The organism is Ornithinimicrobium sp. F0845 (assembly GCF_023015765.1).
Lineage (GTDB): Bacteria > Actinomycetota > Actinomycetes > Actinomycetales > Dermatophilaceae > Ornithinicoccus.
The window spans coordinates 54,576-81,411 of record NZ_JALKAL010000013.1 but is presented as its reverse complement, the minus strand read 5'-3'; the positions used below and the strand labels follow the sequence as shown (position 1 = coordinate 81,411).

Annotated in this window: 24 protein-coding genes; 16 read left to right on the top strand and 8 right to left on the bottom strand. The window is 70.2% G+C overall.

The features are described 5' to 3' along the window. Window positions 1-88: 88 nt before the first annotated feature. Complete coding sequence (gene ligD, locus MWU75_RS16300; RefSeq protein WP_247092840.1) at window positions 89-949, bottom strand: non-homologous end-joining DNA ligase; 861 nt, start codon at window positions 947-949, stop codon at window positions 89-91. Continuing rightward, the gene (gene ligD, locus MWU75_RS16295; RefSeq protein ID WP_247092837.1) at window positions 949-1,944 is read right to left on the bottom strand and encodes a non-homologous end-joining DNA ligase; all 996 of its coding nucleotides are present in this window, start codon (window positions 1,942-1,944) and stop codon (window positions 949-951) included. Before ligD (MWU75_RS16295) ends, ligD (MWU75_RS16300) begins: the two co-directional genes overlap by 1 nt. Before the next feature lie 17 nt (window positions 1,945-1,961). Between ligD (MWU75_RS16295) and MWU75_RS16290 the strand changes: the two genes are divergently transcribed. After that, window positions 1,962-2,942 carry a Ku protein gene (locus MWU75_RS16290; protein ID WP_247092835.1) on the top strand — a complete coding sequence of 327 codons (981 nt, stop codon included), beginning with the start codon at window positions 1,962-1,964 and terminating at the stop codon, window positions 2,940-2,942. A gap of 55 nt (window positions 2,943-2,997) precedes the next feature. Here MWU75_RS16290 and MWU75_RS16285 read toward each other — a convergent pair whose 3' ends face one another. Continuing rightward, window positions 2,998-3,660, bottom strand: a complete 663-nt coding sequence (locus tag MWU75_RS16285; RefSeq protein WP_247092833.1) for a hypothetical protein — start codon at window positions 3,658-3,660, stop codon at window positions 2,998-3,000. A 234-nt stretch (window positions 3,661-3,894) separates the two neighbouring features. On the opposite strand from MWU75_RS16285, the gene MWU75_RS16280 reads away from it, so the two are divergent. The 4 genes from MWU75_RS16280 to MWU75_RS16265 all read left to right on the top strand — a co-directional run bounded on the left by MWU75_RS16280 (window position 3,895) and on the right by MWU75_RS16265 (window position 12,887). Further along, window positions 3,895-6,405 carry an ATP-dependent Clp protease ATP-binding subunit gene (locus tag MWU75_RS16280; protein ID WP_247092831.1) on the top strand — a complete coding sequence of 837 codons (2,511 nt, stop codon included), beginning with the start codon at window positions 3,895-3,897 and terminating at the stop codon, window positions 6,403-6,405. Window positions 6,406-6,772: 367 nt separating this feature from the next. After that, window positions 6,773-7,369, top strand: coding sequence for a winged helix-turn-helix domain-containing protein (locus MWU75_RS16275; RefSeq protein ID WP_247092829.1), 597 nt, complete (start codon window positions 6,773-6,775; stop codon window positions 7,367-7,369). Window positions 7,370-7,709: 340 nt separating this feature from the next. Then, window positions 7,710-12,008: a S8 family serine peptidase gene (locus MWU75_RS16270; RefSeq protein WP_247092827.1), complete on the top strand. Its 4,299-nt coding sequence runs from the start codon at window positions 7,710-7,712 to the stop codon at window positions 12,006-12,008. A 315-nt stretch (window positions 12,009-12,323) separates the two neighbouring features. Further along, window positions 12,324-12,887 carry a winged helix-turn-helix domain-containing protein gene (locus MWU75_RS16265; protein ID WP_247092825.1) on the top strand — a complete coding sequence of 188 codons (564 nt, stop codon included), beginning with the start codon at window positions 12,324-12,326 and terminating at the stop codon, window positions 12,885-12,887. On the opposite strand, the gene MWU75_RS16260 is transcribed toward MWU75_RS16265, so the two are convergent. The 4 genes from MWU75_RS16260 to MWU75_RS16245 all read right to left on the bottom strand — a co-directional run bounded on the left by MWU75_RS16260 (window position 12,829) and on the right by MWU75_RS16245 (window position 17,276). Next, window positions 12,829-13,689: an A/G-specific adenine glycosylase gene (locus MWU75_RS16260; protein ID WP_247092930.1), complete on the bottom strand. Its 861-nt coding sequence runs from the start codon at window positions 13,687-13,689 to the stop codon at window positions 12,829-12,831. The genes MWU75_RS16265 and MWU75_RS16260 overlap by 59 nt on opposite strands. A 71-nt stretch (window positions 13,690-13,760) precedes the next feature. Beyond that, window positions 13,761-14,837 carry a DNA integrity scanning diadenylate cyclase DisA gene (disA, locus tag MWU75_RS16255; RefSeq protein WP_247092823.1) on the bottom strand — a complete coding sequence of 359 codons (1,077 nt, stop codon included), beginning with the start codon at window positions 14,835-14,837 and terminating at the stop codon, window positions 13,761-13,763. Between the two features lie 181 nt (window positions 14,838-15,018). Continuing rightward, window positions 15,019-16,386 carry a DNA repair protein RadA gene (gene radA / locus MWU75_RS16250; protein ID WP_247092821.1) on the bottom strand — a complete coding sequence of 456 codons (1,368 nt, stop codon included), beginning with the start codon at window positions 16,384-16,386 and terminating at the stop codon, window positions 15,019-15,021. A gap of 74 nt (window positions 16,387-16,460) precedes the next feature. Further along, window positions 16,461-17,276 carry a hypothetical protein gene (locus MWU75_RS16245; RefSeq protein ID WP_247092928.1) on the bottom strand — a complete coding sequence of 272 codons (816 nt, stop codon included), beginning with the start codon at window positions 17,274-17,276 and terminating at the stop codon, window positions 16,461-16,463. Between the two features lie 130 nt (window positions 17,277-17,406). On the opposite strand from MWU75_RS16245, the gene MWU75_RS16240 reads away from it, so the two are divergent. From MWU75_RS16240 to MWU75_RS16220, 5 genes are all read left to right on the top strand, one after another. Further along, window positions 17,407-18,333, top strand: a complete 927-nt coding sequence (locus tag MWU75_RS16240; RefSeq protein WP_247092819.1) for a Ppx/GppA phosphatase family protein — start codon at window positions 17,407-17,409, stop codon at window positions 18,331-18,333. Then, complete coding sequence (locus MWU75_RS16235) at window positions 18,330-19,118, top strand: sugar phosphate isomerase/epimerase (RefSeq protein WP_247092817.1); 789 nt, start codon at window positions 18,330-18,332, stop codon at window positions 19,116-19,118. The genes MWU75_RS16240 and MWU75_RS16235 overlap by 4 nt, the downstream gene beginning before the upstream one ends. Before the next feature lie 103 nt (window positions 19,119-19,221). Beyond that, the gene (locus MWU75_RS16230; RefSeq protein ID WP_247092815.1) at window positions 19,222-20,187 is read left to right on the top strand and encodes a proline dehydrogenase family protein; all 966 of its coding nucleotides are present in this window, start codon (window positions 19,222-19,224) and stop codon (window positions 20,185-20,187) included. Between the two features lie 3 nt (window positions 20,188-20,190). Next, window positions 20,191-20,994: a pyrroline-5-carboxylate reductase gene (gene proC / locus MWU75_RS16225; protein WP_247092813.1), complete on the top strand. Its 804-nt coding sequence runs from the start codon at window positions 20,191-20,193 to the stop codon at window positions 20,992-20,994. 71 nt (window positions 20,995-21,065) lie between these two features. Continuing rightward, on the top strand, window positions 21,066-21,599 hold the full coding sequence (locus MWU75_RS16220; protein ID WP_247092810.1) for a GNAT family N-acetyltransferase: 534 nt from the start codon (window positions 21,066-21,068) through the stop codon (window positions 21,597-21,599). A 316-nt stretch (window positions 21,600-21,915) separates the two neighbouring features. Here MWU75_RS16220 and MWU75_RS16215 read toward each other — a convergent pair whose 3' ends face one another. Beyond that, on the bottom strand, window positions 21,916-22,593 hold the full coding sequence (locus MWU75_RS16215) for a TrkA family potassium uptake protein (RefSeq protein ID WP_247092808.1): 678 nt from the start codon (window positions 22,591-22,593) through the stop codon (window positions 21,916-21,918). Between the two features lie 36 nt (window positions 22,594-22,629). Between MWU75_RS16215 and MWU75_RS16210 the strand changes: the two genes are divergently transcribed. From MWU75_RS16210 to MWU75_RS16185, 6 genes are all read left to right on the top strand, one after another. Further along, window positions 22,630-23,817 (top strand): acetoin utilization protein AcuC, encoded by a 1,188-nt coding sequence (locus MWU75_RS16210; RefSeq protein WP_247092806.1) that lies wholly within the window; start codon window positions 22,630-22,632, stop codon window positions 23,815-23,817. A gap of 210 nt (window positions 23,818-24,027) precedes the next feature. Beyond that, on the top strand, window positions 24,028-24,228 hold the full coding sequence (locus tag MWU75_RS16205) for a helix-turn-helix domain-containing protein (RefSeq protein ID WP_247092805.1): 201 nt from the start codon (window positions 24,028-24,030) through the stop codon (window positions 24,226-24,228). A 124-nt stretch (window positions 24,229-24,352) separates the two neighbouring features. Next, window positions 24,353-24,451, top strand: coding sequence for an AURKAIP1/COX24 domain-containing protein (locus MWU75_RS16200; protein ID WP_003792170.1), 99 nt, complete (start codon window positions 24,353-24,355; stop codon window positions 24,449-24,451). Window positions 24,452-24,522: 71 nt separating this feature from the next. Beyond that, the gene (locus MWU75_RS16195; RefSeq protein ID WP_247092803.1) at window positions 24,523-25,527 is read left to right on the top strand and encodes an NAD-dependent epimerase/dehydratase family protein; all 1,005 of its coding nucleotides are present in this window, start codon (window positions 24,523-24,525) and stop codon (window positions 25,525-25,527) included. Continuing rightward, entirely contained in the window at window positions 25,524-26,474 is a 951-nt protein-coding gene (locus tag MWU75_RS16190) for a lysophospholipid acyltransferase family protein (protein WP_247092801.1), read from the top strand. The genes MWU75_RS16195 and MWU75_RS16190 overlap by 4 nt, the downstream gene beginning before the upstream one ends. Beyond that, window positions 26,474-26,764, top strand: coding sequence for a glutaredoxin family protein (locus tag MWU75_RS16185; RefSeq protein ID WP_247092799.1), 291 nt, complete (start codon window positions 26,474-26,476; stop codon window positions 26,762-26,764). The genes MWU75_RS16190 and MWU75_RS16185 overlap by 1 nt, the downstream gene beginning before the upstream one ends. Window positions 26,765-26,836 lie beyond the last annotated feature (72 nt).

Sequence of the window (26,836 nt, the reverse complement as noted above, 5' to 3'; positions counted from 1 at the left end):
GGCGCTCGAAGATGAGCGTGGCTGAGCGCGTGGGCTGCGCACACAGTCGGTGGACGAACCGCCGCCGGCTTGGGAGCTGCGAGCGACGTCAGAGCAGCTCGTGGAAGGGGCGCTGGGTGAGCTCGCCGCGACCAGCGGCGGCGTCCTCCACCTCGTCCCAGGTGCGGGGTGCGGCGACGTGGGGACGCTCTCGGCCGCGGAGCGAGTAGGGGCAGATCGTCGTCTTGGCGGCGTTGTTCTGGGACCAGTCGAGGAAGACCTTGCCGTGTCTCTTGGCCTTGGTCATCTGCCACAGCACCAGGTCCGGGTGCTGCTCGGTGAGCTGCTGGGCGAGTGCCTTGGTGACCATGCTGACCTCGTCGGACGAGCGGTCGCCGTCGAGCTCGGCATACAGCTGCATCCCCTTGCTGCCGCTGGTGACCGGCTCAGGGGTCAACCCGACGGCGGAGAGCCGCTCACCCACCAGCAACGCCACGCGCGCACACTCGGCCAGCCCGGCGCCCGGACCCGGGTCCAGGTCGATCACGAGCCGGTCCGGCGGGTGCGGGACGCCCTCGTCGTCCACCCGCCACTGGGGCACGTGCAGCTCAAGGGAGCCGAGGTTGACCAGATAGACCAGCGCCGCCAGGTCATCCACGAGCGGGTAGGTCACGCTCGCGCCGCCCGAGCGGGAGCCGTGGCCGCTGATGGTCACCCGCGGCAGCCAGTCGGGTGCACCGCTGGGCAGGTTCTTCTCGAAGAAGCTTTCTCCGGCGACCCCATGAGGCCAGCGGATCCGCGTGACCGGGCGGCCCGCCAGCCGGGGGAGGATCCGGTCGGCGATCTGCACGTAGTAGGACAGGACCTCGCCCTTGGTGGTGCCCGTCGACGGATAGATCACCTTGTCGAGGCTGCTGACGCGGACCGTGCGACCGGCCACCTGGACGTGCTGGACCTCGCCGCTCGCCATCACGCCTCCGTCCCGTCGGCCGACGCGGGGGCCTCCCCGACAGGTGTCGTCCCGCCAGCGGTCAGGTCCTCGGGCGTCAGGTCACTGCGCCAGCCCTTGTAGGCGGGTTGCCGCAGTCGGCCACCGGGTGTGGTGCCGAGCGAGGCGACGTCCACCACGAGGCTCGGCTCGACCCAGGTCGCGCCCTCCCGGTCCAGGCGCGGCACCTCCTCCACGAACGGGCACGGGCCGACGGGGAGCTCGGCGATCAGCTCGGCGAGCCGTGCCCCCGCCCGGCCGGCCAGTCCGCTCCCGACCCGGCCCCGGAAGGTCAGGCCGTTCGCCACCGGCGCCCCGACGAGGACGGAGCCGAGCCGGGCGCGGCCCGTCTCCGGGCGCCAACCGCCGATCACGACGCTCTCCGTGGCCCGGTGCGGGAACTTCAGCCAGTCGGGGCTCCGCACCCCCTGCTGGTAGGTGCTGGTGACGCGCTTGCTGACCACCCCCTCCAGCCCCTGCTCCGCCGTCGCGCGGAAGAGGTCCTGCCCGTCGGCATACTGCGGGGACACCTGCCAGCGGGCCCGGTCGGGGAGGATCTCCTCCAGCGCCGCCCTCCGGGCCGACCAGGGGAGCGAGGTCAGGTCCAGCCCGTCCAGCCCCAGCAGGTCGAAGGCGAGGTATGTCGTGGGGCGGCTCGAGGCGAGCAGCCGCGCCTTCGCCGCGGAGGTGGTGTGCACACGCTCCACGAGCTGGCTGAACGAGGGCACGCCGTCGACGAAGGTCACCGCCTCGCCGTCCAGCACCAGGTCGTGGCCCAGGTCCGTCAGCCCCGCGAGCTCGGGGAAGGCCACGGTCACGTCGCGCTCGCTGCGGGTGGTCAGGCGCAGCTCGCCGGCCCGGACGCGGGCGATCAGCCGGATCCCGTCCCACTTGATCTCATGGGCCCACTCGGCACCCCGCGGCACGCCGGAACTGCCCCTGGACGCGGGTCCCTGGGTGGCGAGCATGGGTCTCATGGGTCCATCCTGTAACAGTGAGAGCAATCTGGAAGGGTGCCGTGTCGTTCGGGCTGGTCAATGTGCCCGTCCGGCTCTACTCCGCGACCGAGAACCACGACCTCAGTTTTCATCAGGTGAGGCGGTCCGACGGGAGCCGCATCCGCTACAAGCGGGTGGCGCAGGCCGATGGCGAGGAGGTGCCGTACAAGGAGATCGCCAAGGCCTACGAGACCGAGGACGGCAAGTCGGTCATCCTCACCGACGAGGACTTTGCGTCCCTGCCGAACCGGTCGAGCAAGGAGATCTCGGTCGAGCGGTTCGTGCCCATCGAGCAGATCGACCCGATCCTCTATGACAAGGCCTACTACATCGAGCCGGACGCGATGGGCGCCAAGGCCTACGGCCTGCTCCGGGAGGCGCTGCGCGAGAGCGAGCGGGTCGCCGTGGTGACGGTGTCGGTGCGGACGCGGATGACCATGGCGGTGCTGCGGGTGATCGACGAGGCGATCGTGCTGCAGACCTTGCTGTGGCCGGACGAGGTCCGGGACGCCGGGCAGCTCAACAACCTCGACGAGGTCACCGAGCCCAAGGACTCCGAGGTGGCGATGGCCCGGATGCTCGTCGACTCGATGGCCGGCGACTTCGAGCTGGAGGAGCACGAGGACGACTACCAGATCGCGGTCGAGGCGCTGGTGAAGTCCAAGATCGAGGGTGGCGAGGTCACCGAGGCCCCGGAGGCCGAGGAGGAGGAGTCGGGCGAGGTCGTCGACCTCCTGGCCGCGCTGCAGCGCAGCGTGGACCGGGCCAAGTCCGCCCGCGGCGAGTCCGGGGGTGGCGAGGACTCGTCCACGGACTCCGCCAAGGAGGGCGGGACCGGCAGGAAGTCCTCGGCGAAGAAGTCCCCCTCGAAGAAGTCGACGGCGAAGAAGTCCACCGCCAAGAAGGCGTCGTCGGGAGAGAAGTCGACGGCGAAGAAGTCCACCACGAAGAAGGCCACGGCCAAGAAGGCCGGCTGACGCGGGCGGCGCCGCCCGCGGTCATCGTCCCGCGGTCATCGTCCCGCGGTGATCGTCAGGGGGCGGTCGTGACCCCCGCGTCGTCAGCCGGGGCGGTGGCGCCGGGGTCCTTCGGGTGGATCTTGCTGGGGCTGCAGCCGTAGTTCTGGTCCGTCTCGCGCACCAGGCGGGTGAGGGAGTCGTCCAGCATGTCCGTCGCGTTGCCCTCGGTGTCCAGCTGTGCGCGCATGACGAACACGTAGGGGATCTCCGCGTCATCCTGCTCGACGCCCCGGGGGTTGCACGGCACCACGGACACGGCCAGGGTGTCGGCGATGTAGGAGACGCCCAGGTGCTCGGGGCCCGCCACCGCACCCTCGATCCCCATCACCTCGCCCAGCAGCTCGTCGGCCAGGCCGGGGATGTTCCGGTGCATCGACAGGCTCATCGCGACCTCGCTCCCGCCGTCCTCTGTCGGGACCAGGACGTCGCACTGGAACTCGTCCTCGGTGGAGAGCGCCTCGACCTCGCGGGCCACGTCCGCCCGCCCGCCGGTCGCGGCGTTCACGGCGTCGTCCTCGATGAGACGGCAGAACCAGCCCTCGTGCTCGGGGGCAGCCCCCTCGGTGGTCGGCCCGGCCGTCGTGGTCTGCTCATCCGAGTCGCCGGAGGTGCACCCGGCGAGCGCGGCGGCGGTCAGCACGGCGAGGGACAGGACTGCGAGAGGGCGACGCTGCATGGGGGAACTCCTAGTCGGCCGGTGGCCGTTGCGGGTGGTGCGGCGGTGATTATGACCCACCTTCCTGAACGGCGGCCGTGAATGCTACGCCGTGGGCGAACACGGCCGACCTCTCGCGCTGGGTGTGGAACAGTGCACCGCACGACGGCGTTGGCACAGCAGACGCAAGTAGCATCAGGGTAGTGGGGCGTGCGTCCAGCGTTCGACTACCCGGATCGATTGTCAGGAGTGACGATGTTCGAACGGTTTACCGACCGCGCCCGCCGAGTGGTGGTGCTCGCGCAGGAAGAAGCGCGGATGCTCAACCACAACTACATCGGCACTGAGCACATCCTGCTCGGCCTGATCCACGAGGGGGAAGGGGTCGCCGCCAAGGCGCTGGAGACCCTGGACATCTCGCTGGACGCCGTCCGTGAGCAGGTCCAGGAGATCATCGGCCAGGGCCAGCAGTCGCCCACCGGCCACATCCCCTTCACGCCCCGTGCCAAGAAGGTCCTCGAGCTGAGCCTGCGTGAGGGCCTGCAGCTCGGCCACAACTACATCGGCACCGAGCACATCCTGCTCGGTCTCATCCGCGAGGGCGAGGGTGTGGCGGCCCAGGTGCTGATCAAGCTCGGCGCCGACCTCAACCGGGTCCGCCAGCAGGTGATCCAGCTCCTCTCCGGCTACCAGGGCAAGGAGGCAGCCACCGCTGGCGTCGGCCCCGGTGCGCAGGAGGGCACGCCCGCCGGCTCGCTCGTGCTCGACCAGTTCGGGCGCAACCTCACCCAGGCCGCCCGCGAGGGCAAGCTCGACCCGGTCATCGGTCGTGAGAAGGAGATCGAGCGGGTCATGCAGGTGCTGTCCCGCCGCACCAAGAACAACCCGGTCCTCATCGGTGAGCCGGGTGTCGGCAAGACCGCCGTGGTGGAGGGGCTGGCCAGTGACATCGTGCGCGGGGAGGTGCCGGAGACGCTCAAGGACAAGCAGCTCTACACCCTCGACCTCGGCTCGCTGGTCGCCGGGTCGCGCTACCGCGGTGACTTCGAGGAGCGCCTCAAGAAGGTGCTCAAGGAGATCCGCACCCGCGGCGACATCATCCTGTTCATCGACGAGATCCACACCCTCGTGGGTGCGGGTGCAGCCGAGGGCGCGATCGACGCTGCCAGCATCCTCAAGCCGATGCTGGCCCGTGGCGAGCTACAGACCATCGGTGCCACGACGCTTGACGAGTACCGCAAGCACATCGAGAAGGACGCCGCGCTCGAGCGTCGCTTCCAGCCGATCCAGGTCAACGAGCCGACGCTGGCGCACGCCATCGAGATCCTCAAGGGGCTGCGTGACCGCTACGAGGCGCACCACCGGGTCTCGATCACCGACAGCGCGCTGGTCGCGGCGGCGACGATGGCGGACCGCTATGTCAACGACCGCTACCTGCCGGACAAGGCGATCGACCTGATCGACGAGGCCGGTGCCCGCCTGCGGATCCGCCGCATGACCGCACCGCCGGACCTGCGTGAGTTCGACGAGAAGATCTCCTACACCAAGCGGGAGAAGGAGTCGGCGATCGACGCGCAGGACTTCGAGAAGGCCGCGCGGCTGCGGGACGAGGAGCACAAGCTCACCCAGGCCCGTGCCGAGCGGGAGAAGGAGTGGAAGTCCGGTGACATGGACGTCGTGGCCGAGGTCGACGACGAGCTGGTCGCTGAGGTCCTCGCCGCAGCCACGGGCATCCCGGTCATCAAGCTGACCGAGGAGGAGTCCAGCCGGCTGCTCAACATGGAGAACGAGTTGCACAAGCGCATCGTCGGCATGAACGACGCGATCTCGGCGCTGTCGCAGGCCATCCGGCGCACCCGCGCCGGGCTGAAGGACCCGCGGCGCCCCGGTGGCTCGTTCATCTTCGCCGGCCCCACCGGCGTCGGCAAGACCGAGCTGGCCAAGACCCTGGCCGAGTTCCTGTTCGGTGACGAGGACGCCCTCATCACCCTCGACATGTCGGAGTACTCCGAGAAGCACACCGTCTCCCGGATGTTCGGCTCGCCCCCCGGCTATGTCGGCTACGAGGAGGGTGGCCAGCTCACCGAGAAGGTCCGGCGCAAGCCGTTCTCGGTCGTGCTCTTCGACGAGGTCGAGAAGGCCCACCCGGACATCTTCAACAGCCTGCTGCAGATCCTGGAGGACGGTCGTCTGACCGACGCCCAGGGTCGGGTCGTGGACTTCAAGAACACGGTCATCATCATGACGACCAACCTGGGGACCAGGGACATCGCCAAGGGTGTCTCGCTCGGCTTCTCCGGTGGCAACGACGGCAGCAGCGACTACGAGCGGATGAAGAACAAGGTCACGGACGAGCTCAAGCAGCACTTCCGTCCCGAGTTCCTCAACCGTGTGGACGACACGATCGTCTTCCCGCAGCTCTCGCAGGAGGAGATCGTCCAGATCGTCGACCTGATGATCGCCAAGCTGGACGACCGTCTGCGGGACAAGGACATGGGCATCGAGCTGACTCCGGCCGCCAAGAAGCTGCTGGCGGTCAAGGGCTACGACCCGGTCCTGGGAGCGCGCCCGCTGCGTCGCGCGATCCAGCGCGAGATCGAGGACGCCCTGTCCGAGAAGATCCTGTATGGCGAGCTCGTCCCGGGCCAGATCGTGCTGGTCGATGCCACGGCCGAGGACAAGTCGGGTGAGTTCACCTTCTCGGGCGCTGAGAAGTCCCGCACCCCGGACACCCTCCCTGTCGAGGAGGCCAAGCCCGGGGCCTGAGGCCCCTGGAACGACTGAGCCCCTCCGCTTCACCGGCACCGGCCGGACGCGCCACCCACCACCAGGTGGGTGGCGCGTTGTCGTCCCCGGACGTGCCGCGGACCGCGTCGTCCCCACGTGCTGCCGACAAGTGCGGGCGGTCGACATGGCCCGTGGCCGAGCCAGTCCCAGGAGGGCCACTGGGGATCGCAAACTTTGGGTCAAATCTGTGTCAATGCCCTTGCTCGACGCAGGCCGGGTGCTGGATAAAGGTGGCACACGGTCTGTTCCGATCGTGCCCAGCGGGGACGGGGAGGTGCATCAGCGGGTGGACGCAGCCAGCAGGCCAGCGCACGACGCATCCTCCGGCGCGCTCCCGGAGCCGGCCGTGGCCTCGTCGAGGGAGCCCCTCGTGGTCATCGTCGCCGACACGCAGGAAGAGCGTCTCGCCCTGACTTCTGGCATCCCTGTCGAGTCGCCGATCCTGCTCGCGAGCACGATCGCCCAGGCGCGTCGGGTGCTGACGCAGCTGCCCGGCGCCTCCGTCGACCGGCGCACCGGCCCCCAGCGGACACCAGGACAGCGGGCCGGGCGGCTGCGCGGGGCCACCGGCGGGGGATCCGGGCACCCTGGCGGTGCGGATCCCCGGACGACTCTGACGGACCGGACCCTGCGGTTGCGCGAGGACCGGTTGTCGCTGGCCCTGGGCGAGCACGAGGTGACTCTCACCCGGCTGGAGTTCGCGCTGCTGAAGTACCTCCTGCCGCGAGTTGGTGAGGTGGCCACCTTCGAGCAGCTCTCCCAGGTCGGTTGGCACACCGCCTACCTGGGCAACGGCGCACACATGCATGCGGCGATCGGCCGGCTACGGCTCAAGCTGGCCGAGCTCGGTGCGCCGCTCGCCGTCGAGGCCGTGCGCGGCCTCGGGTTCCGCCTCGCCCGCCACCCTCGGGCCAGTGCGACAGGGGAGGCGGCCGGCAACTAGGACCGCACCGTCACGGGCCGCCACGCTGTGGCGGCAAGTCTGTGCTGTCCAGGTGAATCCCGTTGTCCGACAGTTGTTTACGTTGTCTACGAGTTGCCCATGTGATGTCGTTGTCCGGCTCCCAGGGTCTTCCTAGGTTCAGGTGATATCCGGGGGAAATCCCCGGTGTCACCCACCGTATGGAGGAGGAGTCGTGGCCGTACACGGACACCGTGCGCGCCGATGGCTGGCAGGTATTGCCGGCGCATCGCTCGTGGCGTCGGGGTTAGGTATGACCGGCGCGAGCGCCGAGCCCCCAATGCCACTGGCAGATCTGGGAGCTAGCAATATCAATGAGGAGGTGACCGCCCAGATCGAGGAGAAGGGCGCCACCGATTTCTGGGTGCGCTTCGACGCGCGTCCCGACATGTCGCAGTTCGCGTCGATCGACGACTGGGACGCGCGCGGCAAGGCGGTGTACTCCGCGCTCACCGAGACCGCGGAGGCCAGCCAGAAGGACATCCGTGCCCAGCTCGAGGCCGACGGCGTCGAGTTCAAGGCGTTCTGGGCCACCAACGCCATCCGCATCCAGGGTGGTGACCAGGAACTGGTCACCACCCTCGCCGCGAGCTCTGGCGTCGAGGGCATCTATCCGACCAGGACCTACGAGGCGCCCGAGCTGGAGAAGGGCGAGCCGGAGATGTCTCCCTCGGCAGTCGAGTGGGGCATCGCGGACATCAATGCGGACGACGTGTGGAGCACCTACGGCGTCCACGGCGAGGGCATCGTGATCGCCAACATCGACACCGGTGTGCAGTACGACCACCCGGCGGTGGTGAACCAGTACCGCGGCAACAACGGTGACGGCACCTTCACGCACGACTACAACTGGTATGACGCGGCCGGCACCTCGCCGGACCAGCCGGCCGACCTGAACGGGCACGGCACGCACACGATGGGCACCATGGTGGGTGACGACGGTGGCGAGAACCAGATCGGCGTCGCTCCCGGTGCGACCTGGATCGCGGCCAACGGTTGCTGCCCCACCGACCAGGCCCTCATCGACTCCGGTGAGTGGATGCTCGCACCGACCAAGCTGGACGGCAGCGAGCCGGACACCTCCAAGCGACCCAACATCATCAACAACTCCTGGGGGTCCACGCTGCCGAGCAACGACCCCTTCATGGAAGACGTCATCGAGGCCTGGGACGCCGCGGGGATCTTCAGCATGTGGGCCAACGGCAACAGTGGCCCGGCGTGCAACACCTCGGGCTCCCCGGGTAGCCGGATCATCACCTACTCGGTCGGCAACTACAACTCCAGCCACACGATCTCGAACACCTCCGGGAAGGGCTACGGCCAGGACGGTGAGATCAAGCCCAACATCTCGGCTCCTGGATCCAACGTCCGTTCGTCCGTCCCCGGCAGCGGCTACGCGAACTACTCCGGCACCTCGATGGCCTCGCCGCACGCCGCTGGCGCTGTCGCGCTGCTCTGGTCGGCTGCGCCGGGTCTTGTCGGTGACATCGAGGGCACGCGGGCACTGCTCGACGGCACCGCGATCGACACCGAGAACCTGACGTGCGGTGGCACCGCCGACGACAACAACGTCTTCGGCGAGGGCCGCCTCGACGCGCTCGCACTGATCGACGCCGCGCCCACGGGCGAGACCGGCACCCTCACCGGGACGGTTACCGACGCCAGCACGGGCGACGCGATCGCCGGGGCCTCCGTCGACGTCGTGGGTGAACTGGAGCGGAACCTGGTGACCGACGAGGCGGGCGCGTACTCCGCGCTGCTCGTGGCCGGTGACTACGAGGTCACCGTCTCCAAGTTCGGCTACGGCACCGAGACCGCGACCGCGACCGTCACCGCAGAGGGAACGGTCACGCTCGACTTCGCCCTGGACGCCCAGGCGTCCGCGCCGGTCTCCGGCACGGTCACGGACGGGTCCGGCCACGGCTGGCCGGTCTACGCCAAGGTGAGCGTGGTCGGGACGGACGTGAGCACCTACACCGACCCGGCCACGGGCGAGTACACGCTGTCGCTGCCGACGGGTGCTGAGTACACCCTGGAGGTCACCGCGCAGTACCCCGGCTACGAGACGGCCACCGTCACGGTCGACCACACGGGTGCCTCGATCACCGGGTCGCGCAAGAGCGCGCGCAACGCGCCGGCGGCCGTCGTGGACGTCGAGGTCCTGGTGAACGTGGACAGCTGCATCGCCCCCGGGTACGCCCACAACTCCGACGGCGTGATCGAGACCTTCGATGGCACCGAGGTGCCTGAGGGCTGGTCCGTGGTTGACCACATCGACAGCGGTCAGGTGTGGCTCTTTGACAACCCGAACGCCCGGGACAACCTGGCCGGCGGCGAAGGCAACTTCGCCATCATGGACAGCGACTACCACGGCTCCGGCGGGACCCAGGACACCTCCCTGGTCAGCCCGTCGGTGGACATGAGCGCGCTGGAGGCACCGGTCGTCGGCTTCAAGCAGGACTTCAACTACCTCAGTGGTGAGTTCGCCGACGTCGACTACAGCATCGACGGCGGTGAGACCTGGATCAACATCCTGCACCAGATGGAGGATGTCCGCGGTCCCCGCGAGGATGTCCTGCCGATGCCTGAGGCCGCCGGCGAGTCCGACGTGCGCGTCCGCTTCCACATGGGCGATGCCGACTGGGACTGGTGGTGGATGGTTGACGACGTCTTCATCGGCAACCGCACCTGTGACCCGTCGATCGACGGCGGCTACGTCGTCGGCACGGTGTCCAGCACCGAGACCGGTGAGGGCATCGTCGGCGCGACGGTGACCAGCGTCGACGCTCCGGAGGAGTCCGGAGTGACGGTGGCTACCCCGGACGACGAGAACCTCGGCGACGGTTTCTACTGGATCTTCTCCACGCTGACCGGTGCGCACGACTTCGAGGCCGCCGCCCGTGGTTACGAGACCCAGACGCAGTCGGTCGACGTGGTGTCGGACGGCGCCGTGCGCGCCGACTTCACCCTCGGCTCCGGGTTCCTGGAGATCGCGCCCGACGCGATCACCACCTACCTGGAGCTGGGTGACTCGGTGACCGACCAGCTCGTCATCACCAACAGCGGCTCCGGCAGCGCCGAGGTGACGCTGTCCGAGGTCGCGGGTGACTTCGAGATCCTGCGTGCCGACGGCACCAAGGAGCTGATGAGCGAGATGCACGAGGCCGAGGGCGCCCCACTGCAGGAGATCGAGGCCGAGGTCTCGTTCGCCCAGCACGCCAACGGTTTCGCCGCGCAGAGCGAGCCGGCCGGCCGTGGCGTCGCTGAGGCGCCGTGGACCGACCTGCCGCAGCTGCCCAGCGTCAACATGGACGGTCGCGCGGTCAACCTGGACGGCACGTGGTACCTCATCACGGGTGGTTCGGGATCGGCGTCCTACGCCGACGTGCTCCGCTACGACGCCGAGGCCATGGCGTGGACCGCGGTGGCGCCGCTGCCCAGTGCACGCAACGCGGTGACGGCTGGTGTCGTCAACGGCGAGATCGTCGTCTCCGGCGGTTGGGTCGCGTCCGGCACCACCGGTGAGACCTTCGTCTACGACGAGGGCGCCGACAGCTGGACGGCCGTGGCGGACAACCCGTCCGCGGTGTCTGCCGCCGGTCAGGCGGTCGTCGATGGCAAGCTCTACTCCATCGGTGGCTGCTCGACCTCCGACTGCACGCCGATGTCGAGCGCCGTCACGGCCTACGACCCGGCGAGCGACACCTGGGAGACGCTGGCCGACTACCCGGCGCCGGCGGCCTTCGCCTCGTGTGGCGGCATCGACGGTGAGATCTACTGCACCGGTGGCAACGGTGGTGCCAGTGGCACCGCGGACAGCTACGTCTACACCCCGGACACGGACACCTGGACGGCCATTGCGGACGCCCCGGTGGACACCTGGGCCAGCCAGTACGCGGCGGCCAACGGGATGCTCATCGTGAACGGTGGTGTGCAGGGTGGCACCATCACCAACGCCACCTTCGCCTACGACACGGCAAGCGGTGAGTGGATCGACCTGCCCAACTCCAACACCGCGGTCTACCGTGGTGCGGCGGCGTGCGGGTTCGGCAAGTTCGGTGGCTCCTCCGGCAACTTCAACGCCACGGCCGACGCCGAGTTCCTGCCGGGCTTCGACGACTGCGGCGCAGCCGGCGCCGACGTCTCGTGGCTCTCGCTGAGCGCGACCGAGGTCACTGTCCCTGCCGGGGAGAGCGTCACGGTCGACGTGACCACCGACGGCAACGTCGCCCAGCCGGGCGTCTACACCGCCGGCATCCGGGTGAAGGCCAACACCCCGCAGTCCTTCGACACCATCCCGGTGACGATGAACGTCTCGCCGCCCCGTCCGTGGGGCAAGCTGATGGGCAACGTCTCCGGCGTGGACTGCGACACCGTCACGGTGCCCATCGAGGGCGCCACGGTCGACATCACGCCGACCCGGACGGACCACCCGGGTTGGGTGCTGGCCACCGACGCTGACGGTGACTACGCCACGTGGGTGAACACCCAGAACACGCGGCCCGGTGGCGTGCAGATCATCGCCGCCAAGGACGGCTGGCGGCCGAAGTTCGCCACAGCCAACCCCGCGCGTGGCACGGTCCGCACGGTGAACTTCACGCTGCCGAAGATCGGCTGCTGATCACCACCAGAAGGATCGTCTGACGGGACGGCCCGTCCGGAGCACTGCTCCGGGCGGGCCGTCCCCGTGCCGTGGCCGGGCTGTCGACACGAACGTGACCCGAGCGCGAGAGGCATGGATTGATCATCGCGTCGGTGATTCGCATGTTCGTCTGCGCACCGGGCCGAGGACGCGTGACACTTTTACGACAAAAGACGTGGTCTGTGTCACATGGTCGTTACGGTTGGTTAAAGCCTTCGCCAAATGTGTTGCCTTACCCAGGGGTACAGGGCAAGTTGAGTGCAGGTCGCGAGGGTCGCGGGGAGGAGCACGGCATTGGGGCAGGCAGCAGCAGTCACGGATCCCGTTCTCGAACGGGGGCACGCCGCACGATCATCGGCCCTGGTCGTCCTGGTTGCCCCCGACGAGCAGCACCGCGCCTCACTCCTGGCCCAGCTCGATCCCTCGGCAGCCGTCCTCGTCGTCCCGTCGGTGGCGATGGCCCAGCAGGTGATGGCTCCGGAAGGCCCGCCCGAGCGAGGGTCCGCACCTGACGGCGGGGCGGACAGCCAGCTGACCGTGCACGAGGACCGGCACGCCATCGAGTTCGGGCAGGTCGAGGTGTCGCTGACCCCCCTGGAGTTCGCGCTGCTGCGCCAGCTGATCCGCGAGCCGGGCCGGGTGTGGCGCTACGACGAGCTGGTCCGGCAGGTGTGGGGCACCGATCATCTGGGTGATGCGAGCCAGGTGCACGCGGTGGTTAAGCGGCTGCGGGCCAAGCTCGGTCGTGAGCACGCCCCGGTGATCATCGAGGCGGTGCGCGGGGTGGGGTTCCGCGCGCTCAGAGACCAGGGAGCCGGATCCGGTCGTCCGCGGACCGTTCGGCCAGCCCGTCCGTGAGCAGCCCCGCCAGCGCGCGGGTGAACTGGTCCGCGTCGGGCCAGCGGGCGGCCAGGTCGGTCACCGTGAGCGGGTCGGCCGACTCCCGCAGCGCGGCCACGATCACCCCGCGGCACTGCCGGTCGGTGCCCTCCCACGCCTGACCGCGCCGCGCTGGACCGTCGTAGGCCGGGGAGCCGGCAGCCACCCAGGCGCAGGTCTCCCGCAGTGGACACCGGGGACAGGCGGGGGAGCGGGCGGTGCACACCAGCGCGCCGAGCTCCATGACCGCGATGCTCCAGCGCGCTGCCGTCGCCGGGTCCTCGGGCAGCAGCTGTTCGGCCAGGCGCATCTCCGCCGCGGTCAGCGACGGGGCGGGGAGGGGGGTCCCCGTGACGGCACGGGCCTGGACCCGACGGACGTTGGTGTCGACCACGGCCGACCGGAGACCGAATGCGAAGGCACCGACGGCCGCGGCGGTGTACTGCCCGATCCCCGGCAACGCACGGAGTGCGCCCACGTCGGCGGGGACCTGTCCGTGGTGCTCGGCGGTCAGGGCCACGGCACAGGCGTGCAGGCGGAGGGCGCGGCGGGGATAGCCCAACCGGCCCCAGGCGCGCACGGCCTCACCGGCAGCCTCCGCCGCCAGGTCCGCCGGCTCCGGCCAGCGGGCCAGCCACTCCCGCCAGACCGGCTCCACGCGGGAGACGGGCGTCTGCTGCAGCATCACCTCGGAGACGAGGACTCCCCACGGTGAGCAGTCGGGACGGCGCCACGGGAGGTCCCGCGCGTGCCCGGCAAACCAGTCCAGCAGTGGGTCCAGGAGGTGACGACCGGCGAGGTCGCGATCGGTGGCGGCGCGGCCGGCGCGGTCGCGAGCGGTGACGGCGCGGCTCACACGTAGCGTTCGAGGATGCTCGACTCGGCCAGGCGGGACAGGCCCTCGCGCACCGCACGGGCCCGTCCCTCACCGACACCCTCGACCGTCATCAGGTCCTCGAGACTGGCCGAGAGCAGCGCCTGCAGACTGCCGAACTGCTCCACGAGGCGGTCGATGACCACCGAGGGCAGGCGGGGGATGCGCGAGAGCAGGCGGTAGCCACGCGGGCTGATGCTCGCGTCCAGGCCGTCGCCGACCACGGTGAAGCCCAGGCAGCGCGCTGCGGAGGTCAGGTCGAGCAGGTCGGTGCCGCTGACCGAGGAGAGGCAGTCCAGGACCGCGGCCACCGACGACCCGTCGATGACGTGCTCGGCGTAGTCGCGGATCACCAGCTCGCGGTCGTTGCCGAGGCCGCCGGTGAGCTCATCCAGCTGGAGGTTCATCAGGCGACCGTCGGTGCCGAGCTCCAGGGCGTACTGCGCGATCTCCTCGCTGATCCGCCGCACCATCTCCAGGCGCTGCAGCACCGCTGTGACGTCGCGGATGGTCACCAGGTCCTCGATCTCCAGGGCGGAGAGGTTGCTGCTCACCTCGTCCAGCCGGGACTTGTAGCGCTCCAGGGTCTGCAGCGCCTGGTTGGCGCGGGACAGGATCGCGGTCGAGGCCTCGAGGACGTGGCGCAGGCCCCTGACGTAGACGGCGACGATCGCCATGGACTGGCTCACCGAGACGACCGGGTGCCCGGTCTGCTTGGCGACCCGCTCCGCCGTGCGGTGCCGGGTGCCGCTCTCGCGGGTCTCGATGGAGGGGTCGGGCACCAGTTGCGTCGCCGCGCGCAGGATGCGGGTGCCGTCGCGGTCCAGGACGATCGCGCCGTCCATCTTGGCGAGCTCGCGCAACCGGGTGCTGGAGAACTCGACGTCGAGCTCGAACCCGCCGGAGCAGATCGCCTCCACGGACTTGTCGTAGCCGAGGACTACCAGAGCCCCGGTGTTGCCCCTCAGGATCCGCTCGAGCCCGTCCCGCAGCTCGGTGCCGGGCGCCACGGCGGCCAGGGTGGAACGCAAGGACTCCTCGTGGCTGCGCTCCACCGGTGTGCTCCGTCCGTTCCCCTGAACCGTCGTGCGGAGTCTATCGAGGTCACCGGGCTGACATGAACATTCGCCGCAACATTTACCGTACCGAGATGAACTGCGTGCGCACGGCGGGGCTGTCCCCGGGTCTTTCGAGACGGCAGCTGACCGAGCGGATGCTGCCACGAGGCAGGTGGAGTCAGGCGTCCCACGCGAGCGCCGCGTCCACAGCCTCCCGGAGCGAGCTCACCTCGCGGACCCGGAAGCCGACCGGCGGACGGCCCTCCGTGAGGGAACCGGCCGGCACGACGGCCTTGGTGAAGCCGATGCGGGCCGCCTCGGTGAGACGCCGGGGCAGACCCGTGACCGGCCGGATGTCGCCGGCCAGCCCGACCTCGCCGATGGCGACCAGGCCCTGCGGCAGCGGCGCGTTGCGGTAGGCGCCGGCGACGGCCAGCGCGAGGGCAAGGTCGGCGGAGGGCTCCACGAGCCGGACACCGCCGACCGTGGAGGCGTAGCAGTCGTAGGAGCCCACCTTCAGGTCAGCCCGGCGGGTCAGCACGGCGAGCACCATCGCCAACCGGGTGGAGTCCAGCCCGCTGGTCGTCCGACGCGGCGACCCCCCGGAGGAGTCGGTGACCAGCGCCTGCACCTCCGTCACGAGGGGGCGGCGACCCTCCAGCGTCACGGTCACGCAGGTGCCGGGGACGGGACGGTCCCGGCTGGTCAGGAAGAGCCCGCTCGGGTCGGGCAGGCCGATGATGCCGGAGTCCCCGAGGTCGAAACAGCCCACCTCGTCGGTGGGACCGAACCGGTTCTTCACGGCGCGGACCAGCCGCAGCCGCGAGTGCCGCTCGCCCTCGAACGCCACCACGACATCCACCAGGTGCTCCAGCACCCGCGGGCCGGCGATGGCGCCGTCCTTGGTGACGTGGCCGACGAGGATGGCTGCGACGTTGGCCGCCTTGGCGGCCTGGATCAGGGCCGAGGCCACCTCGCGGACCTGGCCGACGTTGCCCGGTGCCCCCTCGATCTCCGCGCTGGCGATGGTCTGCACGGAGTCGACGACGATCAGCGAGGGCTCGGTCCGCTGCAGGTGCCCGAGCACCGTGGACAGGTCTGTCTCGGAGGCCAGGAACAGGGACTCGGCGAGGGCACCGATCCGCTGCCCGCGCAGCCGCACCTGGGCGGCCGACTCCTCGCCGGAGACGTAGAGCACCCGTTGACCCGTGCGGGCGGTCCGCGCCGCGACGTCGAGGGCCAGGGTCGACTTGCCGATGCCCGGCTCGCCCGCCATCAGCACCACGCCGCCGGGGACCAGCCCGCCGCCCAGCACCCGGTCGAACTCGCCCACGCCGGTGCTGCCCGCCCGGGCCAGGGTCGCGTCGACCTGCCCGATCGGCACCGCCGGGCGCCCTGGCGTGATGGCCGCGGTGCGGACCGCCGTCTGGCCCGCCTCGGCGACGGTCCCCCAGGCCTGACACTCCCCGCAGCGGCCGACCCACTTGAGCGCAGCCCAGCCACACTCGGTGCATCGATAGGTCGGTGCCTTGGTCTTCGTCGCCACGGAACCGCACTCTAGGCGCCGGCTCCGACACCCGCCGCGCTCTCCCGCCCCGGGCGCGCCGGCAGGGCGACCCGTCAGGGCTGGGCGATGGTCGTGGCGGGGTGCACGAACAGCGGCAGCAAGGGTCGGCCGGACGGGCTCTGTCGGAGGGCCGCCACCGAGGCCAGGTGCGCCTGGCAGTATGCCGACAGCTCGGCATACGCGCGCGTCCCCAGCAGCTCGGTGAGCTCTGCCGCGAGCCCCACGTAGACCGGGTCGGGGGCGGTGTGGGCCTCCGGGCGCCCGGAGCAGTACCAGTCGAGGTCGTGGCCGCCGGAGCCCCAGCCGCGCCGGTCATACTCGGTGATCGTGATCTCCAGGTATGACGTGTCGTCGGGCCGGTGCACGGTCCGGTAGGACCGGCGGATCGGCAGCTGCCAGCAGACGTCCGGCTTGGCCCGGTGCGGCTCCGTGCCGCTCAGGACCGCGTGCTGGTGCAGCGCACAGCCGGCGCCCGCGGGGTGGCCCGGGCGGTTGAGGAAGACGCAGGCCCCCTCCACCTGCCGGGTTGTGACGGTCTGCCCGTCCTCGTCGAGGTCCTGCCAGCCCGGGCGGCCGTCCATCTGCGCCCGACCCTCGTCGTGGAACTGCCACTCGTCCGGTCCGAGCTCGTCGGCCACGGCGGAGACGCGGGCCAGGTCGTCGGCGTCGGTGAAGTGGGCTCCCAGGGTGCAGCACCCGTCGTCGGGCCGGTCGGCGTAGATGCCCGCGCAGCCGGCCCCGAAGATGCAGTGCCACGAGGAGGTCAGCCAGGTCAGGTCGGCCCGCACCCGCTGCGCCGGTTCTGCCGGGTCGGTGAACTCCGCCCAGACCCGGGGCGTGTCCAGGGGCGTCTCGCCACGGGAGTCCACGTGCCTCTCGCTGTGGGCGTCCACGTGCGTCTCGCCGCGGGCGTCCACGGGGCCCTCGGATGGGCTGCTCACCCGGCCACTCTACGGTCCTGGGCATGGCGCGGACGGGGTGAGGGACTAGCCTGAGGTCATGCGGCTCGGTGTGATCGACGTGGGTTCCAACACGGTCCACCTCCTGGTGATCGACGCTCACCCGGGTGCGCACCCGCTGCCGGACTACTCACACAAGGTCGAGCTCCGGCTGGCTGAGCAGCTCACGCCGGAGGGCCTGATCTCCGACGAGGGCGCGGCCCGCCTGGCCTCCTTCGTCCGGGACTGCACGGAGGTCGCCGAGACCCGGGGTGTGTCCGAGTTGCTGGGCTTTGCCACGAGCGCCATCCGGGACGCCCACAACACCGACGAGGTCCTCGCCCGGGTGCAGCGCGCCTCCGGCGTCCAGCTCCAGGTGCTCTCGGGCGACAACGAGGCCCGGCTCACCTTCCTGGCCGCGCGACGCTGGTTCGGCTGGTCCTCCGGGCGGCTGTTCCTCATCGACATCGGCGGGGGCTCCCTGGAGCTGGCGGCGGGGATCGACGAGGAGGCCGACGCGGTGGCCAGTCTGCCGCTGGGCGCCGGGCGGCTCACCCGGGAGCTGCAGCTGCTGGGGGACAACCCGCCGGAGGAGGATCTCCGGGCCCTGCGCAAGCGGATCCGCTCGGACATCGCGGAGGTCCACCGCGACGTCGCCAAGGTGGGCACGCCACACCGGGTGGTCGGCACCAGCAAGACGATCCGGTCCCTGGGACGCCTCTGCGGGGCGGCGCCCCAGTCCGAAGGACCTCACATCCCCCGCAGCCTGGCCCGGGCCGACCTGACCGCCTGGGTCCCCAAGCTCGCGGCCATGTCCCCGGCAGAGCGCGCCTCCCTGCCGGGGATCTCCGAGTCGCGTGCCCCCCAGATGCTCGCGGGCGCGATGGTGGTCGAGGCGGCGATGGAGCTGTTCGACGTCGACTCGCTCGACATCTGCCCGTGGGCGCTGCGCGAGGGATTCATCCTGCGGCGGATGGACGCGCTGTGAGCACCAACCCGGTCCTGCTGTCCACCTCCTCGGTCTACCCGGAGAACTGCGCCTACGCCTTCGACCTGGCCGAGCGGCTCGGCTACGACGGCGTCGAGGTCATGGTCTGGACCGACCCGCTCACTCAGGAGGCGGGGGCACTCCAGGCGCTCTCGCAGCTGCACGACCTGCCGATCGGGGCCGTGCACGCACCGACGCTGCTGCTGGCACAGCGACTGTGGGGGTGGGAGCCCTGGGGCAAGGTCGACCGGTCGGTCCGGCTCGCCGAGGAGGTGGGGGCCGGGGTGGTGGTGATCCATCCGCCGTTCCGCTGGCAGCGGGAGTATGCCGAGGGCTTCGTTGACGGGATCGCGCAGCGGCAGGCGGAGACGCAGGTCCGCCTCGCGGTGGAGAACATGTTCCCGTGGCGGGCTGCCCGCTCGGAGATGCAGGCCTACCGGCCGCACTGGGACCCGGTGGAGCAGACCTACGAGCACGTCACCCTGGATGTGTCGCACGCCTCGACCGGGGCGGTCGACTGCGTCGACCTGCTGCACCGCCTGGGCGACCGGGTCAGCCACATCCACCTGGGGGACGGCACCGGCTCGTTCAAGGACGAGCACCTGGTCCCGGGCAGGGGCACGCAACCGGTCGACAAGCTGCTGCGCGAGCTGGTCGAGCGCGGCTACACCGGCGCCGTGAGCGTCGAGGTCGGCACCCGCAAGGCCGACCCGTGGCAGCGCGAGGCCGACCTCGCCGAGGCCCTGGCGTTTGCCCGGACCCACCTGGGGCAGACGGTCTCCTGACCTGGGTCGAACCGCGCACGCGCGCAGGGAGGTCTAGCCTGGTCCTGCCCCGACGAACACCCTGACGAACACCCCGACGCACACCTCACGACTAGGAGAAGACATGGACGCCGCGGACCTCGCCCCGAGCGTGTGGATGAAGCAGGGGCTGCTCGTGCTCAGCCGCAACCACCAGCTGCGCGACGTTCTGGAGAAGGCGCCGGTCAGTCGCTCGGTCGTGCGGCGCTTCGTCGCGGGCGACTCGACCGAGCAGGCGGTCGAGGTGGCGCGCGAGCTCGACGGCACCGGGCGCTGGGCCACCATCGACTTCCTCGGGGAGGACACCGTCGACCCGGCTCAGGCGACCTACACCAGGGACGCCTACGTGACCCTGCTCTCTGCCCTCTCCGAGGCTGGACTCACCGAGGGCGGGGGTGTGGAGGTCAGCCTCAAGCTGAGTGCCCTCGGCCAGGCACTGGGCGCCGACGGAGAGCAGATCGCCCTGGAGAACGCGAGGGCCATCTGCCAGGTCGCCGCCAACGTCGGCACCACGGTGACCCTCGACATGGAGGACCACACCACGACCGACTCGACCCTCGGCATACTGCGTGAGCTGCGTCAGGACTGGCCGTGGGTCGGGGCCGTGCTGCAGTCCTACCTCTACCGCACCGAGCAGGACTGCCGGGACCTCGCGCACGAGGGCAGCCGGGTGCGACTGTGCAAGGGGACCTACAAGGAGCCGGAGTCCGTCGCCTACCAGGACAAGTCTGAGGTCGACAAGTCCTACGTGCGCTGCCTGAAGATCCTGATGGCCGGCGACGGCTACCCGATGGTCGCCAGCCACGACCCGCGCCTCGTCGAGATCGCGGGCGTGCTGGCCGCGTCCAACGGGCGGGCGGCCGACAGCTTCGAGTACCAGATGCTGCTCGGCATCCGACCCGACGAGCAGCGCCGGCTGGCGGCCCAGGGCGAGCAGGTCCGGGTCTACGTCCCCTACGGCGATGAGTGGTACGGCTACCTGATGCGCCGCATGGCCGAGCGCCCGTCCAACCTGCGGTTCTTCCTGCGCGCCCTGGCGACGAAGGGCTGATCTGTGGCCCGTATCGCGATCCTGGGTGCCGGGGTGATGGGGGGCGCGCTGCTGTCCGCCCTGCTGCGCTCGGGCCACCCCGCCGCCGACATCGTGCTCAGCGAGCGGATGGTGGCCTCGACGCATGAGCTCGCCGAGGAGTATGGCGTGGCGTCGGCCCCGGTGGAGCAGGCGGCGCGGGGCGCGGGGATCGTGGTCCTGGCGGTGAAGCCCCAGGACATGCCGACCCTGCTGGCGGAGATCCACGAGAGCGTGGAGCCGGACACCCTGGTGATCTCGGTCGCGGCCGGCATCAGCACCGAGTATCTCGAGAACAGGCTGCCGGCCAACACGGGCGTGGTCCGTGTCATGCCCAACACCCCGGCCCAGGTGGATCAGGGCATGTCGGTGCTCAGCGCCGGGCGCCACTGCACGCCCGAGCACCTCGAGGAGGCGGAGCGGCTCCTGGCCACCTTCGGCCGGGTGCTGATCCTGGAGGAGAAGCACCAGAACGCGGCGACCGCGATCAGTGGCAGCGGCCCAGCCTACATCTTCTATGTCACCGAGGCCATGATCGAGGCGGGGGTGCTGCTCGGCCTGCCCCGCGGGACGGCCACCGAGATGGTGGTGCAGACGCTCTACGGCGCCGCCACGATGATCCGGGAGACCGGCGAGCACCCGAGCATCCTGCGGGAGCAGGTGTCCAGCCCCGGCGGCACCAGCGTGGCGGCCCTGCGCGCCCTCGAGGACCACAAGGTCAGGGCCGCCTTTCTCACCGCGATCGAGGCCGCGGCGCGGCGCGCGGGCGAGCTGTCGGCAGGAGACTGACCCGACGGACACCGAGTGTTCATCGGTGCCCCCGTGGAGGTTCGCCAGCGGCTTGTGCCAGAGTAAAGCCCATGAGTGAGATCAGCGTGCGGGTGTTGCAGGAAGAGGACTGGCCGGAGTATCGCGATGTTCGGTTGCGTGCGCTGAAGGAATCCCCGGAGGCTTTCGTGGCCTCAGCGGCGGAGGAGGAGGACTACGACGAGGACCGTTGGCGCAGCCGGATGCAGCGGTCCCGGCGTCTGCTCGCCGAGCAGGACGAGACCGTGGTCGGCGTGGTCAGCGTCGGCAGCCACAAGATCGAGACCCCCGGGGCAGGCGAGCTGTTCGGCCTCTGGGTCGACCCCGCCAAGCGGGGCAGCGGCGTGGCCCGCAAGCTCCTCGAGGCGGCCGCTGCCCAGGCCCGGGCGGACGACCTCAAGCACCTGATCTACTGGGTCGGCACGGACAACGGACGTGCGGTCGCGTTCGCCAGCAGCTTCGGGTTCCGGCCCACCGACAACCGCCGGCCGATGGAGATCCACGGCGTGGACGACGCCGAGGACGCCGAAGAGCTGGCCATGGTCCTGCCGCTGGGCAACTCCTCGGGAGTGCCCACCTCACTCTGAGCCCTGCCACCGCGCCGGCGTGCCAGAGCCGCCGACGCGCCGCGCGGCTGGTTTCACTGCGCCCGCGCACCACACCGACTGGGCTGATCCCACCGCATCTCCCGTCTTCGAGCGCCTAGTGTCTCCTCGGTACGACTGCAACCGTCTCGAAGATGCGGAGGGCGCTCGAAGACGTCAGCGGGGGTCCACCGACGGGGTGTCACCGTGCCGAAGACGCCAGCGAGGGTGTGCCGAGTGGGGTGTCACCGTCACCGTCCGGAAGACGTCAGCGGGTCGGCCAGGTGGGCGGGCGAGCAACGTGACGGACACCACGCAGCTACGGACGCGCGGCGAGCTGCTCGATCAGCTTGCTCGGCCCGGAGACGATCATCATGTGGTGCCGGCCGACCCTGGTCTCGGGGACCGCGTGCGTGAAGTCCTCGCCGGGGGCCTTCACGCCGACGACGGTCACGCCGTAGCGCTTGCGGATGTCGGTCTCCGCCAGCGTGAAGCCGATCATCTCCTGCGGCGGCGACATCTTGACGATCGCGTAGCCGTCCTCGAACTCGATGTATCCCTGCATGCGGTCGTTGACCAGGTGCGCGACGCGACTGCCGGACTCGGCCTCGGGGAAGATCACGTGGTGGACGCCGATCCGCTCGAGCAGGCGGGCGTGCTCCGCCGAGACAGCCTTGGCCCAGATCGAGGGCACGCCGGCGTCAACCAGGTTGCCCGACGTCAACAGGGACCCCTCGATCGAGGAGCCGATGCCGACGACCGCGATCCGGAAGTCCTGCGGTTTGGCCTGGGCCAGCTGGCTGGGGTCCGCGGAGTCCACGGCGATCACCCGCGTGAGCTTCCTGGAGAAGCGCTCAGCAAGGCCGCCGTCCCGCTCGATGGCGTGGACGCGGTAGCCCAGCCGGTCCATCTCCAGGGCGGCTGCAGCGCCGAACCGCCCGAGCCCGACGACGAGGACGTCCTCGTCAAACAACCGGTGCTTGGTCAACGCGACCATGTTCGGCTCCTTCCGCTCGTGGTCTAGCGTGTCCCCATGATCGGGGCACGTGTCGTCTGGGACCAGCGTTTCATGTCCTACGACTTCGGTGACGCACATCCGATGCACCCGTCGCGCCTGGAACTCACCTACCGCCTCTGTGACGCGCTCGGCCTCCTGTCTCTGCCGCGCGTCGAGGTGGTCCCCGCGGTCGAGGCGACGGACGACCAGATCCGGTCGGTGCACACCGAGGCCCTCGTGGCGGCCGTCCAGGAGGTGTCCGCCGACCCCACGGCCGCCGTCACCGGCCATGGGCTCGGCCTGGAGGACACCCCGAACTTCGCCGGCATGCACTCGGCCACGGCGCTGGCCGTCGGCGCGACCATCGACGCCTGTCGGTCGGTGTGGACCGGGGAGGCCGAGCACGCGGTCAACATCGCCGGCGGCCTGCACCACGGCATGCCGGACAGTGTCGCCGGGTTCTGCGTCTACAACGACGCGGCCGTCGGCATCCAGTGGTTGCTCGACCACGGCGCGGAGCGCGTCGCCTACGTCGACATCGACGTGCACCACGGCGACGGTGTGGAGCGGGTGTTCTGGGACGACCCCCGGGTGATGACCGTCTCGGTGCACGAGACCGGTCAGGCGCTCTTCCCCGGGACGGGCTTCCCGGGGGACAGCGGCGGCCCGGGGGCACCGGACAGCGCGGTCAACGTCGCGCTGCCACCGGGCACCGGTGACGAGGGCTGGCTCCGTGCGATCCACGCGGTCGTGCCCCAGGTGCTGCGGGCCTTCCGTCCGCAGATCATCGTCTCCCAGCAGGGCTGCGATGCGCACTTCGCCGACCCCCTCAGTCACCTGGCGGTCTCTGTCGACGGCATGCACGCGGCATACGAGCTGGTGCACGAGCTGACCCACGAGCTCACCGGCGGCCGGTGGGTGGCCCTGGGCGGTGGCGGCTACGAGCTCGTGCAGGTCGTCCCGCGTGCCTGGACCCACCTGGTCGCGCTCGCGGCGCACCACCCGCTGTCCCTGACCCTGGACACTCCCGAGTCCTGGCGGGAGGACGTGGCCCGCCGCTACGGGCAGGTCGCACCCCAGCGCATGGGTGACCTGGGCGGGCGTCCGATCCACTACGGGACCTGGGGCTCGGGCTACGAGCTGGAGAACCCGGTGGATGCTGCCGTGATGGCCACCCGGCGCGCGATCTTCCCGGGCTGGGGTCTGGACCCCTGGTTCGACTGAGCGTTGTGATGCGGACTCCTCGGCCGTCGAAACCTGGGAACTCGCTCTGAAAAAGGTCACAGTTTGGTGACAACGGCGTGTCTACTGGACTTTTTTCTCACCACGCCTTTCGCACAAGCCCCATCTGCACCTATGGTTCTCCATGACAGATGGACAGCCACCGGTGACCCGTTGGCCGCCTGAAGAGCGCAGACAGACGGGATGACGTCGATGGCTGAAGAGCGCCGACTCGGCGAGATGACTTTCATGACGGTGGCGGAGGTTGCCGCGGTCATGCGCGTCTCGAAGATGACCGTCTACCGCCTGGTGCACTCGGGCGAGCTGCCCTCGGTGCGCGTCGGTCGATCCTTCCGGGTGCCCGAGCAGGCCGTGACGGACTACCTCGAGGACTCCTACCACGGGACCGCCTGACCGGCACGCGTTTGGGGGCATCCAGTCCCGGGCGGTAGGCTGACCCGACTGCCCGGCGGCCGCCCCGCGTGTGCCACCGTCAGCAGACCAGACATCCGAGACACGAAGGACACGGTTGTAGCCAATGGGCTCTGTGATCAAGAAGCGCCGCAAGCGTATGGCGAAGAAGAAGCACCGCAAGCTGCTGCGCAAGACGCGCCACCAGCGTCGTAACAAGAAGTGACCTGACGCGACGGCGCCGACCCCCACTGGTGGAGGTCGGCGCCGTCGCGGCATTCTTGGAGGGTGGAACCTGTGGACCTGGCATCGCCGCCCCGCGTCGTGCTGGTCACGGGCGTGGCCCGCGACCTGGCCGGCCGGGTCGTCCGGCGCCTGGCCGACGACCCGTCCATCGAGCGCGTCCTCGGCGTCGACCTGGTCCCGCCGAAGCACCCGATGGGCCGTGGTGAGTATGTCCGTGCCGACGTCCGAAGTCCCCTGCTGGCCCGCCTGATCACGCAGGCGGCCGTCGACACCGTCGTGCACATGGGCGTCATCGCGACGCCGCGGGACGCCGGGGGACGGGTGGTCCAGAAGGACATCAACGTGCTCGGCACGATGCAGCTCATGGCTGCCTGTCAGAAGTCGCCGGGGGTGCGCAGGGTCGTCGTCAAGTCCACCGCCGGTGTCTACGGCTCCTCTCCCCACGATCCGGCGGTGTTCACCGAGGAGATGACGGCCAAGCAGCTGCCCCGCTCTGGGTTCCCGCGGGACTCCATGGAGGCCGAGAGCTACGTGCGCGGACTGGCGCGGCGTCGACCTGACATCGACATCACCATGCTGCGGATGGCCAATGTGATCGGCCCGAGCATCCGCACGGTGCTCACCGACTACTTCCGGATGCCGGTGCTGCCGGTCCCGTTCGGCCAGCAGGGACGCCTGCAGTTCCTCCACGAGGACGACGCCGTGGCGGCCGCGGTGCAGGCCACGACCGGGCCGGTGGCAGGCACTGTCAACATCGCCGGTGACGGCGTGCTGTCGCTGGGACAGGCGGTCGCCCTGAGCCACCGGCCCTGGGTGGTCGTGCCTCCCGGGGCGGGCGGCTTCTCACTCTGGGCGTCCAGGCGGCTCGGCTGGGCGGCGCTGCCGTCGGACCACATGGCCTTCCTGTCCTACGGTCGGGTCGTGGACACGAGCCGGATGCGCAAGGAGCTGGGCTTCTCGCCCGCCTACACAACCCGCGGGGCCTTCGACTCCTTCCTGGCTGCCCGGCGCGCCGGGGACCGCCCCGAGCAGCACGCGGACGAGGAGGGGCAGTGACCGAGGCCGGACAGTCTCCTCAGGTGCGCGAGAGCGACCTGGAGCACCTCGTGATGCTGCTGATCAAGGGTCTGCGGGCGGCCGGGGCCGCCACCGGCCTGGCCGGTGACGAGCTCGACGAGTCGGTCGCCCGCACGCTGGCCTTCCTTCGGCGCCGCCTCACCGGTGACTACACGATCGACGAGTTCGGCTTCGACGAGGACTTCACCGAGCACCTCGCCCTGCCGCTGCTGCGCCCGCTCTACCGCGACTGGTTCAGGGTCGAGGTGCGTGGGGCCGAGAACATCCCGGCCGAGGGCGGGGCGCTGATCGTGGCCAACCACTCCGGCACGATCGCGGTGGACTCGCTGATGACCCAGCTGGCGGTCCACGACGAGACCCCCGGCCACCGCAACCTGCGGATGCTCGGTGCCGACCTCGTCTTCTCCTCGCCGGTGATGGGCCCGGTCGCCCGCAAGACCGGAAGCACACTGGCCACCAGCGCGGACGCGCAGCGGCTCCTCAACGACGGACACCTGGTCGGTGTCTGGCCGGAGGGCTTCAAAGGGGTCGGCAAGCTCTACAAGGACCGCTACCGGCTGCAGCGGTTCGGACGCGGCGGGTTCGTCGCGGCCGCGCTGCGGGCAGAGGTCCCGATCATCCCGTGCTCCATCGTCGGGGCCGAGGAGATCGCCCCGATGCTGGGCAACGCCACACCCCTGGCCCGCCTCCTGGGCCTGCCCTACTTCCCGCTGACGCCCACCTTCCCCTGGCTCGGGCCGCTGGGCATGGTCCCCCTTCCCAGCAAGTGGCTCATCGAGTTCGGGGCCCCGGTGCGCACCGACGACCGCGGTGAGGGTGCCGCCGAGGACCCCGCCGTCGTCTTCGAGCTCTCCGACCGGGTCCGCGAGACGATCCAGCACACGCTCTACGGCCTGCTGCAGGACCGGCGCTCGGTGTTCTTCTGATGGGGTGGCTGTGGCGCGGGCGGAGCGGGACGACCACCCCGCAGGTCACGCTGATCGACCGGGAGGGGTGTCACCTGTGCGAGGAGGCCGCGGCTGTCATCGCGCGGGTGGTCGAGCGCACGGGGGCCGTCTGGGACCGGGTGGACGTCGACTCTTCTCCCGAACTGCTGCATAAGTATGCGGATCTGGTGCCGGTCGTTCTCGTCGACGGGCGTGAGGTTGCCCACTGGCGCGTGACCGACGAGGCGCTGACCAGCGCGATCAACCGCCGCAGTCGTCGGCGACGTTAGATAGCCCATCCGGCGGCAGATGTCGACTTTGTGCAAGCCTTCACAAAGTCATAGGGTGGGGGGGTCCCTGCA